The organism is Marinigracilibium pacificum, assembly GCF_012926615.1.
Lineage (GTDB): Bacteria > Bacteroidota > Bacteroidia > Cytophagales > Cyclobacteriaceae > Mangrovivirga > Mangrovivirga pacifica.
Genome location: NZ_JABBNU010000004.1, coordinates 1 through 15,069, shown reverse-complemented (window position 1 = coordinate 15,069; position 15,069 = coordinate 1). Strand labels below are relative to the sequence as shown.

At 36.6% G+C, this 15,069-nt stretch carries 11 protein-coding genes; 3 read left to right on the top strand and 8 right to left on the bottom strand.

Annotation, left to right across the window (positions count from 1 at the left end; all coding sequences use genetic code 11):
* Positions 1–150: 150 nt before the first annotated feature.
* On the top strand, positions 151–4,350 hold the full coding sequence (locus tag HH304_RS06935; RefSeq protein ID WP_169679490.1) for a glycosyl hydrolase family 18 protein: 4,200 nt from the start codon (positions 151–153) through the stop codon (positions 4,348–4,350).
* Between the two features lie 105 nt (positions 4,351–4,455).
* Here HH304_RS06935 and HH304_RS06930 read toward each other — a convergent pair whose 3' ends face one another.
* From HH304_RS06930 to HH304_RS06905, 6 genes are all read right to left on the bottom strand, one after another.
* On the bottom strand, positions 4,456–5,763 hold the full coding sequence (locus tag HH304_RS06930) for a peroxidase, FMP-type (protein ID WP_169679488.1): 1,308 nt from the start codon (positions 5,761–5,763) through the stop codon (positions 4,456–4,458).
* Between the two features lie 620 nt (positions 5,764–6,383).
* Positions 6,384–7,367, bottom strand: coding sequence for an alpha/beta hydrolase (locus HH304_RS06925; RefSeq protein WP_169679486.1), 984 nt, complete (start codon positions 7,365–7,367; stop codon positions 6,384–6,386).
* 325 nt (positions 7,368–7,692) lie between these two features.
* Positions 7,693–8,133 carry a luciferase domain-containing protein gene (locus HH304_RS06920; RefSeq protein ID WP_169679484.1) on the bottom strand — a complete coding sequence of 147 codons (441 nt, stop codon included), beginning with the start codon at positions 8,131–8,133 and terminating at the stop codon, positions 7,693–7,695.
* Positions 8,130–9,020 carry a polyketide cyclase gene (locus HH304_RS06915; protein ID WP_169679482.1) on the bottom strand — a complete coding sequence of 297 codons (891 nt, stop codon included), beginning with the start codon at positions 9,018–9,020 and terminating at the stop codon, positions 8,130–8,132. The genes HH304_RS06920 and HH304_RS06915 overlap by 4 nt, the downstream gene beginning before the upstream one ends.
* Before the next feature lie 435 nt (positions 9,021–9,455).
* On the bottom strand, positions 9,456–10,406 hold the full coding sequence (locus tag HH304_RS06910; protein ID WP_169679480.1) for an alpha/beta hydrolase family protein: 951 nt from the start codon (positions 10,404–10,406) through the stop codon (positions 9,456–9,458).
* 348 nt (positions 10,407–10,754) lie between these two features.
* A complete protein-coding gene (locus tag HH304_RS06905; protein WP_169679478.1) occupies positions 10,755–12,368 on the bottom strand; it encodes a class I SAM-dependent methyltransferase in 1,614 nt (537 codons plus the stop codon).
* Between the two features lie 554 nt (positions 12,369–12,922).
* On the opposite strand from HH304_RS06905, the gene HH304_RS06900 reads away from it, so the two are divergent.
* A complete protein-coding gene (locus HH304_RS06900; RefSeq protein WP_169679476.1) occupies positions 12,923–13,060 on the top strand; it encodes a hypothetical protein in 138 nt (45 codons plus the stop codon).
* Positions 13,061–13,072: 12 nt separating this feature from the next.
* Entirely contained in the window at positions 13,073–13,477 is a 405-nt protein-coding gene (locus tag HH304_RS06895; protein WP_333908749.1) for a transposase, read from the top strand.
* A 236-nt stretch (positions 13,478–13,713) separates the two neighbouring features.
* Here HH304_RS06895 and HH304_RS06890 read toward each other — a convergent pair whose 3' ends face one another.
* Together HH304_RS06890 and HH304_RS06885 are read right to left on the bottom strand one after the other, a co-directional pair.
* Positions 13,714–14,259, bottom strand: coding sequence for a DUF6933 domain-containing protein (locus tag HH304_RS06890; RefSeq protein WP_169679472.1), 546 nt, complete (start codon positions 14,257–14,259; stop codon positions 13,714–13,716).
* On the bottom strand, positions 14,252–14,665 hold the full coding sequence (locus HH304_RS06885; protein WP_169679469.1) for a hypothetical protein: 414 nt from the start codon (positions 14,663–14,665) through the stop codon (positions 14,252–14,254). Before HH304_RS06885 ends, HH304_RS06890 begins: the two co-directional genes overlap by 8 nt.
* Positions 14,666–15,069: the final 404 nt, after the last annotated feature.

Here is a 15,069-nt window from a genome sequence, read left to right as displayed (position 1 = left end):
ATTAAAAAATACCAAAACACCTGATATCAGACTCCGAAGTCTGTTTTCAGATTATCACGAAAAGGAAAGTTATATATAAATACTTGTAAATGATCAGGCTTATCCTTTTGCCTAATCATAATTTAATTATTATTCTTTTAACCAATCAAAATGAAACATTTTTCAATCAAAAATCGCTTAAGCAGACTATGCAGAATTTCCTGGTATAGTCGGGCTGCATTTGTACTCATTGTACTGCTCTTTCCGTATTTGAGCAGCGCACAGGTAAACCCACAGGTACCTGCCACTACTTCTGACCACAACAAACAGGTAATCGGTTATCTCACCCAATGGGGCCCCTGGAAGGATATTCCCGGACTCATTCCAAAAGGAAGCCAAAATCAATTGAATGTAGACTATTCACAGTATACAATTCTTAATTTTTCATTTTTTGGCGTTGCTGTAGACGGGTCTATTCACAGTGGAGACTACCGTAATCGTAACATTTATCAGGACGGTGTTGTTCAGCAACCTGCCCCTCTGATTAATGAGGATATTTATAGTAGCTGGGACAAATTTATTTTATATGGAGAATTAGAGGTTCTTTATCATATTTCTGACGGGAGCCCCGCATATAACCAAGGCTATCGTAATGCCAATGGCGGATGGACAAATATTGAAACCGGTGAGTCAGGGGCATTTCCACTATCAATTCATAAAGAGGGCGGACCAAAGGGAATGCTCGCCTTGTGTAAAGAAAATGGAGTTAAAGCAATGGCTTCTATTGGAGGGTGGAGCATGTGTAAGCATTTCCCGGAAATGGCGGCAGATCCTGCAAAAAGAGCGAGGTTCATCGAAGACTGTAAAAAGCTTATTGCCCTTGGCTTCGATGGGATTGACCTGGACTGGGAATATCCTGGCCACGAGGGAATGAATTTCACCGGTACGCCAGCAGATTTTACAAACTTTGCAATTTTGGTAGAAGAAATCAGGGCTGCCATTGGTCCTGATAAACTTATTACCTCTTGCTTTTCAGCAAATCCAGCTAAGTTAGTAGGCTTTGACTGGTCGAGAATTGACCAATCAATGGATTATTACAACATCATGACTTATGACTTCAATGGAGGTTGGTCTAATATTGCAGGCCATAACGCCCCGTTATACGATTATTCTGGTGCTGAATATGCTAATTTTTCAATTGACGCAGCTGCACAGGCGATGAAAGCAACTAATATTCCACTAAATAAAATTAACATTGGAATGGCATTCTATGGTAGAGGAGTTGTGACCAATGGTCCTGCTGCCTTAAATGCGCCTACCGTAAAAGTTCAGACTACTATTGAACCTGACGGACCAGTTATGACGGCTGCCGATTTCACAAACTGGGCTAAAAATGTATGGGACGGAACACCGAATTACAATGCCGTAGTTGCTAATACTGGTGACTGGGAAGAACACTGGGATGATGAAGCAAAAGTACCTTACAAAACTAAAGGTAATTTCTTTCTGAGTTATGACAACGAACGTTCCATAACCGAAAAAGCAAAGTATATCAACCAGGAGCAACTGGGTGGTGTAATTGTTTGGCATGTATCTGGCGACTGGATGGATCTTGCTTCTAATACCACAACCTATGGAGGGAAATTAGTCTACAGTCCCAATACTAAAGCACCTTTAATAAATACTATAAACAAAGTATTTGCAGATGGAAATACCGGAAACCGCAAACCAACTGTAACCTTATTATCCCCTGAAGAAAATACAGCCTATCCTTCTGGCAGTCCGGTAACCATTGAGGCTAGTGCCAGCGATAGTGATGGTACTGTATCAAAGGTTGAATTTCTTGTAAATGGATCTATTGTTGGCACTGACACAAGCTCTCCTTATAACTTTACGGTAACAGATTTAGCAGATGGAAGCTATAGCATTTCTGCCAGGGCTACTGATAATGAAGGTGCTACAGCGACCTCAGCAAGTGTAAATATTAAGATTGGTGATTCAACCAATAATATTGCACCAATGGTAAGTATCACTTCTCCTGCCAATAATTCCATTATTAAAGAAGGAAGTGCTATAAATATAATAGCATCAGCCAGCGATAGCGACGGAAGCATAGTTGGAGTGAAGTTTTTCATAGATGGATCACTAGCTGGTGAGGCAACAAACTCACCCTATACATATGTCTGGAATAATGTCAAAGCAGGAAACTACACACTGACAGCAATAGCCACAGATAATGAAGGAGCTTCGACCACTTCAGAAGCTGTAATGGTTAAGATAGAAGAAAACTCGGGAAGTGAATGTAACATACCAACCTGGGAATCAGCGAAGGTTTATAATGGCGGAGATCGTGTATCTTATAATGGCAATATCTATGAAGCGAAATGGTGGACACAGGGAGAAAACCCTGCACAGTCTGCGGAATATGGAGTCTGGGCATTGATTGGGCCTTGTGGTAATGGAAATCAGGCGCCTACAGTAAGTCTGACTTCACCTGCAAACAATGCTACCTATAAGAAAGGTGCCACTGTGAACATAACAGCCTCGGCTAATGATTCGGACGGTACTATTTCTAAAGTGGAGTTCTTTAACGGAACCACTAAACTTGGAGAAGATACCACAGCTCCTTATTCTTACAGTTGGACCAACGTTGTAGAAGGCAACTACAGTCTGACGGCCCGCGCTACTGATAATAAAGATGCTGTTACCACCTCTGAAGCTATAAATATTAAGGTTGAGAGCGATGTGATTGTAGATCCAGATCCTTGCGTAGGCGGCAAGCGTATAGTTGGTTATATGCCGAGTTGGTCTGGTACAGCTCAAGCTATTCAATACAATAAGCTTACCCATATCATGTACTCCTTTATTCGTCCTACCACTACAGGAGGATTAACAGCAGTAGAAGATCCACAAAAGCTACGTGATATTGTAACTCTTGCCCACCAGAATGGTGTAAAGGTAGCTATAGCCGTAGGAGGGTGGAGTGACCTGAATAATACTGATTTTGAAACAATGGCAGCTAATGCTACCTACCGTCAGAATTTCATCAATAACTTACTATCGCTTATAGACAATTATGATCTTGATGGAGTAGATATGGATTGGGAATATCCTGCCGGGGGGCAAAATCCTGCGAATTTTGCCACACTGATGCACGAGATGGCTGTTGCCCTCCATGCCAGAGGCAAGGAACTTTCAGCTGCTGTAGCCGCTTATGGTTATAATGCAGACGCAGTAGTAAATAGTGTGTTTAATGATGTAGACTTTTTAAATCTGATGGCTTATGATGGAGGCAACGGGTCAGCCCATTCCCCTTACAACTATGCAGAATTAACAATGAACTATTGGTTAGGCAGAGGTTTACCGGCAAACAAAGCCATACTTGGGGTGCCATTTTATGGTCGACCAACCTGGAAGTCATACAAGACCTTATTGGCAGAAGGAGCCGATCCGTATGCTGATGTTTTTAATGGAGTCTATTACAACGGTATCAACACCATAAAAGCCAAGGCAGAACTAGGGGCACAGCAAGGAGGCGGAATTATGATCTGGGAAATAAGCCAGGATACTGAAGGACAGTACTCTTTGCTTAGTGCAATCAATGAAGTAATTAAGCCTTGTGGTGGCGGTGGTACAGGTTTGACAGTAAGCATTACTTCACCTTCACCAGATGCTAATTTTGCATCTGGCAGTAGCGTGACTATTTCAGCAAATGCCAGTGATTCAGACGGTAGTGTAATAAAGGTAGCCTTTTATGCCGGTCAAAACTTAATTGTAGAAGATGCTACAGCACCTTATAGTGCTAACTGGACACCTATGGCAGATGGAGCCTATGAGCTTCGAGCGGTTGCAACTGATAACGAGGGAAATACATCTTCTGCATCAGTGAAAATCACTGTAGGCAATGTCAGTTGTTCAGAACCAGAATGGAGTGCATCAGCTATTTACACGCAAGGGATGAAGGTATCATATGAAGGAAATACATATGAAGCTAAATGGTGGACACAAGGGGAGAACCCAACTCAGACCGGAGAATGGGGAGTATGGAACCTATTAGGTGCATGTAGTTTCGGTTCGATGTCTGCAGAATCAGATGCTAATACAATGAAGTCGCAAAGTCTGGAATCAGATTTACAGATCTTTCCGAATCCTTCACCAGCAGGAAGTGTTGCCAAGCTAAGGTTTAAGGATAATATTCAGGAAGCCAAAGTGTATATTCACAGCATGGAAGGCGGAATAAGTTATTCTGAAACCCTAAATAGCGAGGATGGTATTGCAGAGCTTAAAATACCTGCTTTACCAAGTGGACTTTACGTTATCAAAGTTGTTGCTGGAAACAAAGTCTGGAGTTTAAATCATTTAATTAAATAAAATCATAATAAAAAGAGAGGGCTATCTAAATAATAGATAGCCCTTTCAATTTATTTGAATAGTTACAAAAGATCCGTTCGGGAAGTAACAAATAAGAAAGTTAATTTATTTTGAATGTCCCATAGGAGTAACAATTGGAGCAGGTCCTCCGCTTACTTCATCATCCGGTTGTTTAGGTATTATAATTGAAGGTAAAAGTCTATCTTTTGGAATATCCTTCTCCCTTCGTAAGGTATTAACCTGGATATGTGGCCATTTAGTCGTACCACCATCAGACCCAAACATAAATTCAAAGTCTACGATTTGCTCATACTGAAGCTGATCGATATTTCCACCAAACTCATCATCGTAAACCTCTTCCAGCCACATTCGAAGACGCATTCTTGTGACCTTACAATACCGATTAATCATCACATTGTTAATTGTACCACCTTGATGACCTGTGTCATGAAAAGAATCCAGCTCAATCAAATTATACTTAATGAACTTAACATTTTCGTTGGCATCTATCAACTTCAGGTTCGGTTGAACAGTATATGGGAATTTAGCACCGGACTTATCATAATTGAATATTTTTTCAAAGTAAGCCCGACCACTGTTTACTCCACTTTCTCTTGGACCACCATCAGGGTTTTGATCCTCACGAGGGAGTTTTGTCCATTCCGGCTTCTGACGTGATCCTTTAATTAGATCTTTTTCGGGTTTTATCCCCATAGTAGGTGATACTGAAAGATATTGTGGCTCCCAAAGATCTGCAATATGTGGAGCTTGACCTTCCACTGTCTGTGCAGCATTACCTGTGATGTGAATGGTAGTTCCATGTGGAATTACTCCTGATCGAGATATTTGATAAGGAGGAATAAATTGAGGGCCAAGTTCACCCGGACCCATTACAGGTTCAGCTCCATCTTCTTTTACAGATTCTTCATCCGAGGTATGTTTAAACAAATTTGGTGGATGTTGAGTAGGGCTTTCTTCACTCCAGGGCATTTGATTGTCTCCCAACCAGAGGTACATTCCATCTTCAAAATGCTGAAGAAGATTTTCATTATCAATAATGGCAGTTTCATATTTTACTGCGGCATTAAACTGCTCATTAGACCCACCACGGTTACGCACTGGTGCATTAACCTGTGTAAACTTAAGTTGTTCCCTGTACTCCTGAGATTTAAAGTGGAAGACACCAAAGACAGTTTCTGAAGATGTACCTGGTGAAGGCATAGGGGTTGTATGAAGTCCAGTGGGGCCGTCTTTCCAGTTGACCCATGTTCCATGGAGCTTAGACAAGATACCAAACTGGGCTCCTTTATAAGGTCCCCCTTCTGGTAAATTTTTGTGCCATTCTTTATAGGGCTTCACCGAGGATTTTTGTGGTTCTTTTGAATTGCAATTTTCTTGATCGGTTTCTTTCATGATAATTGATATTGGGTTTGATTGATAAATGTATTTGCTTTGTATATTGAATCCTTAATTTATTGATTTATAACAATGAATAAAATTATTCGCAAATATCTGAATAACAGAGATTTAAACATAATACCCATGTTTAATATTCATTAATTCAGGAGTAACAATATCAGAAATTGATTATTTAACTTGAAAATAGGAGAAATAATCGTAATGAATGGATAAGTGCGAATCAATTGTTCATATCCAGTTTATGTTTTGGTGCTTTATATTGTTAATAAATCCATACTATAAACCTATAATAAGGCTATTTTGGTCAAAATCAAATCTTTTTTATGATTTATAGCTGGTTGTCAAGTTACTTGAACGGATTCGAATATATAAGTTAATACAATATTACAATCGCACAAGTAGATCTTTTCGAAATTCAGGTGAAATAACAGAGTGAGAGTGGGAGTGAGTGTTGAGAAATAACATCCAATAAGACTCATAAAAACTTTATTTAATGGATATACTTTTTAAATAGAACGGAATACAATCCCAGTTTTTCATTAAAGTATGAAGTTATGCTAGCGCATAACTTCATACAGCCGGGGAGGGAGAGGTAAGATTCTACCACACAAACTTTAATTTTTTAAATCCCACTCTTTAATTAATTCAAATACTTTATCGTTTTTCACAATATCCAAATGTTTTAGTTTTTCAATAATTTCCACCTGGAATAAATTCCTGGCCGGCTCAAAAACTATCGGGAATTGTTCAGGATAAAAACTTTCGTCTTCATCTCCGACTACTACTAAACAAGGGATATTTGTGTTTTTTATTTCTTGTTGATAATCTTTTGAATCAAAATTCATAATCATATTGTATGAATATGATTGAACCTGTAAGCTATCATTAAGATTATCAGGGAGATTAAAAAACAATACAGGTAAATGATTTAAGGCTTTTACGTGAAGATTATTTAACATTGAAAGTCCGATTATTCTCTTTAAAGCTACTTGAACCCATCCTCCGCTATTGGGTTTTACTGTCGGTGCCTTATATCCTAAGAACGGAGCAATTAAAATAGCCTTATCCACCTTACTGTTTTTTTGATTTCCAATAAAATTCAAAACAAACCCACCTCCGGAAGAATGTCCAGCTAAAATGACCTTTTCTGCATTTAGTTCTTTCTTACTAAAATGAATAAATTTATTGATGTCGTCATCAAGTTGTCCGATGTAATCAATATCACCTCTATCTCCATTGTTTCTTCCATGTCCTCTCATATCGGGCGTTATTACAGTGCCAATATTTTGATCAGCTATTGCATTAGCCAAATTAGCTAAATACCTACTATCAGAACCAGAGCCATGGATTAGGATCACAACATTTTTACTATCACTTTCATAAACTCTTGAAAAAATCTCTTTACCATCTTCCATTTTCACCCATTGTTCGGTTCCAAGAGAAACTTCTGTGTTGGTATTTATGGAGTTATAATCATAATTCATTACATTTTTTTCAATTTCTATTGGCCAGTAAATGAGAACGAGACAAACTAAAGTGTAAATAATTACACTTATCAAAAGTGTTTTCCCGATCCATTTCAAAGTTTTAGTTGTCATAAGTTTAAGTTAAAAGTTCTTCGTAAATGTGAGAGAAAATTCTCGCATGAAGAAAAATATTATACTGAATTGTTGATTTTTAAGGATGAACTGATTGTTTGTTTAGTCAGACCGGTTGCAAAGTCAACAACACATATTTAATAATGAATCAATCTATCTTAATCCTTGAAAGACCTTTCTTCAATGGATATACTTTTAAAGTAGACCGGAATACAATCTCTGCTTTTCATTGATAGTATGAAGTTAGGTTAGCGATCAACTCCATATCGCGAGGGGGACAAACTTTATAAACCTGCACATTTACACGGTAATTAAAAACCATGATTCAGTTTTTGTGCCCTGAGCATGATCTAATATTGTATGCATCATAAATAATTGCTTTAATCAATTTCAGGGAGTCATTACTCTTTAATTGATAGCTTATCATATTACTTTTCGGATGTTCATGATGCGGTTCAACTCCTGCTTTTAATAAATACCTACCTTTTAAAATAGTATTTAGCTTAACATCAACCAAGCCATCACCATGTATATGACATATTTCTTTAGAATTGATAGTAAATTCAAGCCCACCATATTTATGGTATTTAGTTTTGATATTATCAAGTGTTTTAATCCACTTATTTAATTCAATCATGCTTGAAAACACTCCTGGTCTTGTAAAAAGAGTGAGAATTTTAAGTTGTTCATCAATTAATATTGGTAAAAAAGGTATGTTTTTAAACAACCCAAAAGTTCTTGAAATTAGTTTTGTATAATTGATCATTGCAGATTACGGACATCTTTTACGAGATTTCTAAAAACAAAATCTTGCTCTATTCTAATGGTAAGTGACTCCATGATTTCCCAATATATTCTAGGCTTTAAATTTGAAGAATAACTAGTTGTTCTGGTGATTTGTGTCAATTCATCATTTATTGGGTTAATGTTATAAATGTCTTCATGAAATTTCAACCAATGGCGTTCTCTTCCAAGTTTACTTTCTGTTACATCCATTCTTAATAGCTCATTTTTCTTAATCTCAGTTATAGTTTCCACTATTCTTCCTTCTTCAAACTCACATAGCCTTAGTCCGCCAACCTTTTCTTCTGTCAGTATACATTTTCTTGGTATTGGTAGTCCTGCTTTCTGCAATAAATTGGTTTCTACATCTACTGTATCGACTTGAATTATTGAATTGTAAACTTGCTCAGGTGTCCCTTTAATCTTAAATGTTGTACTCACTTCATTTTTCACAAAAGGATTACCCGTGAATAATTCAAGAAAGCTTGCCGCTATAAATATCAAAAAAGGTAGCACAGTTACTTTTAAATTGGTTTCATCCTTATTCTTTTTCCTAAATAGCCGGCCAATAAACCAACCTATCAAAGCGGAGATTAATAATATCGGAAGGGCAAGTAATACACATATAAAACCTTCAATGTTGGTAACAATGAGAAATATAGAGAACAGTCCTAAACTTGCAAGTGTACCCCAAATTGCTTGCTTCAGATTGGGTAAAAGTCCTGAACTTATTCCGATAGCTAAGGGCAAGAAGAAAAATAAACCCATCCCTAAATCTGATAGCCCAACAAGCAAAAATATAATTGCAACACTACAGAAAACGAAACCGACTATAAAGCTTGTTTTGAATGATTTGTTCTTGAAATCCATGTTTTTTTTGAGAAATAACATCTAACCAAAGAATATGCATTACTCTATTGCTATTATTCAATAATTACTATGATGTTCTTATGTTGTTAATAAATCCTATTAAAACCCTAAAATAAGACTGATTTAACTGAAATCAAATCATTTATTGATTTATAGCTTGTGAAATTTGATTAATAATTTGTGTCCTGTCAGGGGATAGGGCACGGGAAGGAAAAAACAGAGTGAGAGTGAGAGTGGGAGTGAATAATAAGTGAAAATATCCCGTAACCCTAAAAAGCCCTTTCTTCAATGGATATACTTTTTACAAAGACCGGGATACAATCCCTGCTTTTCATTAATAGTTCGAAGTTATGCTAGCGCTAAACTTTGAACAGCATGGGTACCACGGACACAGAGTACCCTGCAATCAATACGCCCTTCATCTGAGTCTTTAAATTATCTTCCGTGAAATTCCATATTAGGTAATTTTTCCTTTCTGATTAGGAAGCGATTAAACCATTCAAGGGTTTCTGTTTGCTGCTCTTCACGGTATTCTGAAATACCATGATCACCACCTTCATATAAAATCAGACGATAAGGCACCCGATATTTGCTCAGTTCCTGGGCAAGTAGGAGAGAGTGCTCAGCCCTTACGCGCCAATCTGATGTCCCATGCAAGATCAGTATCGGAACATCTTTGGGAAACTGGTCCGCCCATTTGACGGCAGACCTTCGGTTTAATGCTGCCGTACGGCTGATTTTATAGTCGGGCATTAAATCCGCAAAGACATATATTTCCATATCAGGTCGGTTCTGGCCATTTAAAAACAGATCAGAAATTGCTCCGCCTACAACCATCGCCTTAACTTTGTTGGTCCTGACCAAGGTCATATAAGACATCATCCCACCTCTGCTCCATCCAAACATTCCTACCGCAGAGGTATCGATTTCCGGAAAGCTATGGAGTATATCAATAAGGTTAACCACATGTTCAACGTCCTCTCCGCCAAATTCATCCTTCACTTCGCCGTTGCTTTCGTCTTTATAGTTACAGGCTATTACAGCATATCCGCTTTCTACCAACTTGCCAAATTTCCGTGGTACATGTTCTGCATTGAATGGAAAGTATTTTGTGCTGCCGCCATCATTCCACAAAATCGTCGGATTGTTGGTTGTATTTTCCGGGGCTGCCAGATATCCGTTAACTTTTTTATTATTGCTTAAAAATGTGAAATGATAGAACTTGATTCCTTTCCCTTTGGCGTAGTCCGATTGGGCTGAATTCAATTCACTTTCGGAAAACTCCCATCTATCTAACAGTTGATTTCCATTAGCCTGACCGTAAGTCAAATTTGTTAAAAAACTGAGAAATATAGCAAATGATATAATTAAGACAACTTGTTTCATACTGTGGTAAATATTAATTACAAAAGGTTTATTTCTTAAAATGAACTACAATAGGTAGATAAGCATGAAACTATTGCACTTTTTTCTAAGTATGCTTGTGAATTGGTGTTATTAATAAACTAATAATAAGTCCAATCTAGTTAAATTCAAACCATTTACTGATTTAAAGCTTGTGCAATTTGATAAATAATTTTTGTCTGGTAAGGGACAGGCCATGGGAATAATTGTGTCATTTTAGAAACTAGAGCTGAGGCACAATAAGATTCTTGCGCCAGAAAAGGAGTCTAAATAGTCCATGCAAGGTGTCCTAACAATTCAAAGTGTCCTATATACTTGAAAGATGGCTTTTCAATCCTTTGCTTTTAATAAACTAATCGAAACGGTGGCATAATCGGTGTTGGGAAATTTCCTGAACTTGTACATATCCGGAATTAGACCGGCTTCCTGAACTACCTCCAGGAACTCATCTATTTCAAGTATATATTGATCGGAGTATCCATGGGTTAAGTCATATGCCGTGGCTGCAGTATTACCAATATTTTGCGCAACAAGCTCGGGATTCACTGTATGTAGCTCAATGAGTAACAACCCAAACTTCTTTACATACGGAGTCCATTTCTCAATGTGTTCCTTTAATGATTCTGCAACTAAATTGTTGTTGATCCTTTTGCCTTCATAAGCATACGCACCGGTCGATGAACTAATTCTAGTTGTTTTAGTTTGCGGTTCATTCCAGATTCGGTTATGATCCAGGAAGGTTCTTACATTGAGTAATTCGCTCAGTTCGATTTCGTAATTTTCTTTTAAATCAGTGGCCAATTGTTCCGGGTTTCCTATGTCTCCCCAGATAATTTTTGCCCATATATCGGCATTAATAAGGTTTGCTTTAGAAACTTTTATAGCCGCTTCATTGTAATCTACACCGACTATTTTTAAAGGGTATTCATCTAATAATGTACCTCTAAGTGTATGCCTTTCTATAACAGAAAATAAATGCTGAAGAAATGCACCATTTCCACAACCCATATCGAGTATGCCTTCAGGCTGTTCTTCGATTGGTCTGTTGAAAATGTCAATGACAATTTCATCCAACACTTTAAAATATGCGCTATGCGCCCCGCCACTTCCCCAAATATTCATTTCTCTATCAACATGTTTTTCCTCAGATCCCGGGGTAATATTTTTAAGGATCAATGGATCGCCAAAAATGAGATCGTCCAGTTTTCTTAGAGTAGGGATGTATGAAACGGTAACACCGTATGCAGTGGCTCTTTTTGCAAAGAATAAACCAACATTGGTGAACGAGTAGGTGTTGTTTTTTTTGTCAAACCATCCAAGGTCAGTTAATATTACAAGCAGCCTGTCAAACTCAATATGGTCTTTATGGAATTCTTCCGGGCTGAATCTCGACTGCATAAAATACTTATGAAACATACCTGTAATACCCAGTCCTACAATTGTCGGCCCCACAATTACACCTTCAATGTGGGTTAATATCTGGTCCTCAATTTTTCTCCGTAATTTATCTTTTGACAATTCCAACCCATAGTTGGTTTTGTACTTTTTGTAAATGCTTTCCAGTTTAAGAAATGGCTCGATTTCAAATTTCCGCGAATGGTAATCTTCGGTCATTTTCAATAAATCGGTGACATCTTCATAGAGATGAAAATAATTGAATGCTATTTCTGATGCTTCATTGGTTTCATAGATTATAGTATCGGTCTGGTTGTCAATTTTTTGAGTGAGCCATCCTTGAGAACAAAGTCCTCGTAGTGCTACGTTCAAATACCCCTCATTTGCCCTGAATTTTGTAGTTAGTTCGCTCAGTTCTACTTTCTTTTTTTCTAATAAAAAATCCGTTATACCCTGTTTTTTTAAGGCATAGGCAGTGGGAGAAATAACAATTCCATCAAGATGACGAAATAGTTTGCTTCGTAGGAGTTTTTGTTGGTCTGAGTTCAATTTAGTACAAGTTTATTGAGCAAAACAAAGGGAGAAGCGCAATGTGATTACACTTATCTCAGATAAATCATTGGTTGATTATATTCAATGATTTATCAATCCCATTCAAAATAATGTTGTTTCACTTATAAACAAAGGGTTTTTATTAAATAACTGCTTATGATTTTTGCAAATGGCGCGCGTTGCTTTTTCAGCATAACGCGTGCTGCACAAATTAGGCCTTTTCATTTTGTATCGTCCTAAAATAAGTTGACAGTTTAATAGGATAGGCCACTATAATTTAGTTCACTTCAATCCATTATTTATTTTGATAAAATCTCTATATGATCTATTTTTCCAGTATCAACTATTACATAACCAAAACTGATGCCAACTGGCGCGCGTTGCTTTTTCAGCATAACGCATGCTATACAAATTATGTATGGTCCTAAAATAAGTTGACAGTTAAATAGGATAGGCCACTATAATTTAGTCTACTTCAATCCATTATTAGTTTTGATATAATCTCTAGCTGATTTATTTTTCCAGTATCAACTATAGACCAACCAAAACCAATGTCTGAGAAGTATAAATTTAATAATCCTGAAGGGATTTATTTTGTTACATGTACAATAGTATATTGGATAGATCTTTTTACCAGGAAAGAATACAAACATATTCTTTTGGATACATTGAATTATTATCAAGAATAACGAGGATTAAAAATTCATGCCTATTGTATCATGCCAAGTCATATCCACATGATAATAAGTGTGAATAAAGATGGAGAAAGTCTATCAGCTATAATGAGAGATTTTAAAAAGTTTAGTAATAAGCGGTTAATAACTGAAATAGGCAGGATAAATGAAAGCAGAAGTGAATGGTTGTTAAAAGCTTTTAGACGTGCAGGAAGTAAATTAAAAAGAATTGCTTCTTATAAAATCTGGATGGATGGTAATCATCCCATAGAATTGGATAGTAGTTTAATTATGGAGCAAAAACTTGACTATATACATGACAATCCCGTAAATGCTGAAATTGTAGACGAAGCTGAAAATTATTGGTATAGTTTAGCAAGAGATTATTGTGATCATAAAAAGGGGTTGTTAAAGGTGGAGCTGTTATCATAGGCACGCGTATTGCTTCGCTACGCGCGCCAGTGTAGGTGAGAGTGGGATTGAGTGTTGAGAAAAAAATTCCCGTAATCCTGGAAAGACCTTTTTTCAATATAGATACTTTTTATAAAGATCGGGATACAATCCCTTCATTTCATTAAAAGTTCGAAGTTACGCTATCGTTAAACTTCTAACAACGTAGAGATGAAACGATTCACTCAGCTACAGATATGCTGAACTCGCAATGCTTTCTACAACTTGTCAGACATATTTTGTAATAGTATATTCATTATTTCAATTGGTTTACCAAAATCTCCTTGTTTCGGTTTTAGTGCTCCTACAAGATTGTTGGTTAGATTATGGTTTAATTCGTTGATGTCAATATTTTTTAGATTCGAGTTGTATTCATTGTGAAACAAGTATTTAATATCATGAATAAATTCATTCATAGTACCAAGAACTTTGCGGTTATTATTCGTTCGAATAAAATTAGGTTTGCAAGTATTTAAGAGGGTAGGCGAGAGGTCTGTTGAGAAATTCAAGTTGTCATAGTTAAATTGGTCGACTAATCTATGGTAAAAAAGTTCTTGAAAATTGATTAAATCCTTTTTTAGAATGTCAAGAAAGATCAAAGAGTAATATGAAATGTCATTCATTAATATCATGCACTTTCTTCCATTAAGAGAAAAAAGGTTAGCATTCCAATTACCTATTGGAGATGGTGAAATTTCTTCTGTGGATATTAAGCCTTTACCAATTAACTTTTCAAGTTTGATTGTACAGTAGATATTAGTCATTTTCGATTATTTGTTCATTTACCCATTCAACATAAGCTTGAGCTTTAAAATCGAACCATTGTTGACGATAATCTGAGTTTTCTATTGTCCATTTGAAATTTCTGAATGGTTGAGGTTGGGATAGGAGCTTAAGTAATCTGTTTTGAAATTCTTGGTCATTTAAGCAGTTTGTGAAGTTTTCCATCACACTAAAAGCCTTTCTAGAATCCATTTTTTCAAACCGAAGATAGTTACAATATTCAGATTCTATTTTTTCCATTGTTTCTTTCCACATGTCCTGTTCGAAAAAATCACTATTAGGGTCTGGGTGATGTTCAATAGTTCCATTGATTTTGTGATAAAAGCAGATTTCTCCACAATCTAAAAGTTCTGCGATCTCTTTAATGTCCTTTTTTACTGGTATCATTTTGTTAAATTGAGATAATTTTGCGCATAGATTTGTTACTACCAGAAAGTTAGTTAGTTACACAATCAGTTTTCATGATTAAATACGAGTCCAAAATAGCAATTTGCTTTTGAATTTTTCGACCTTTTTTCCTTTTTTGATTCAGATACTCATAAACACCTGAGAGAGAGCGTTGAGAAAAAAATTCCCGTAATCCTTGAAAGACCTTTCTTCAATGGATAAACTTTTAAATTATACCGGGGATACAATCCCTACTTTTCATTAAAAGTTCGAAGTTACGCTATCGCTAAACTTCGAACAGCAGTGGGATATAATGATTATTTATGAAAAGATAAATGAAATAACCGTTTATTTCTTTAATGCAATTTTATTTTCAGTTATTTTATCAAATCCATTTTGTCTGA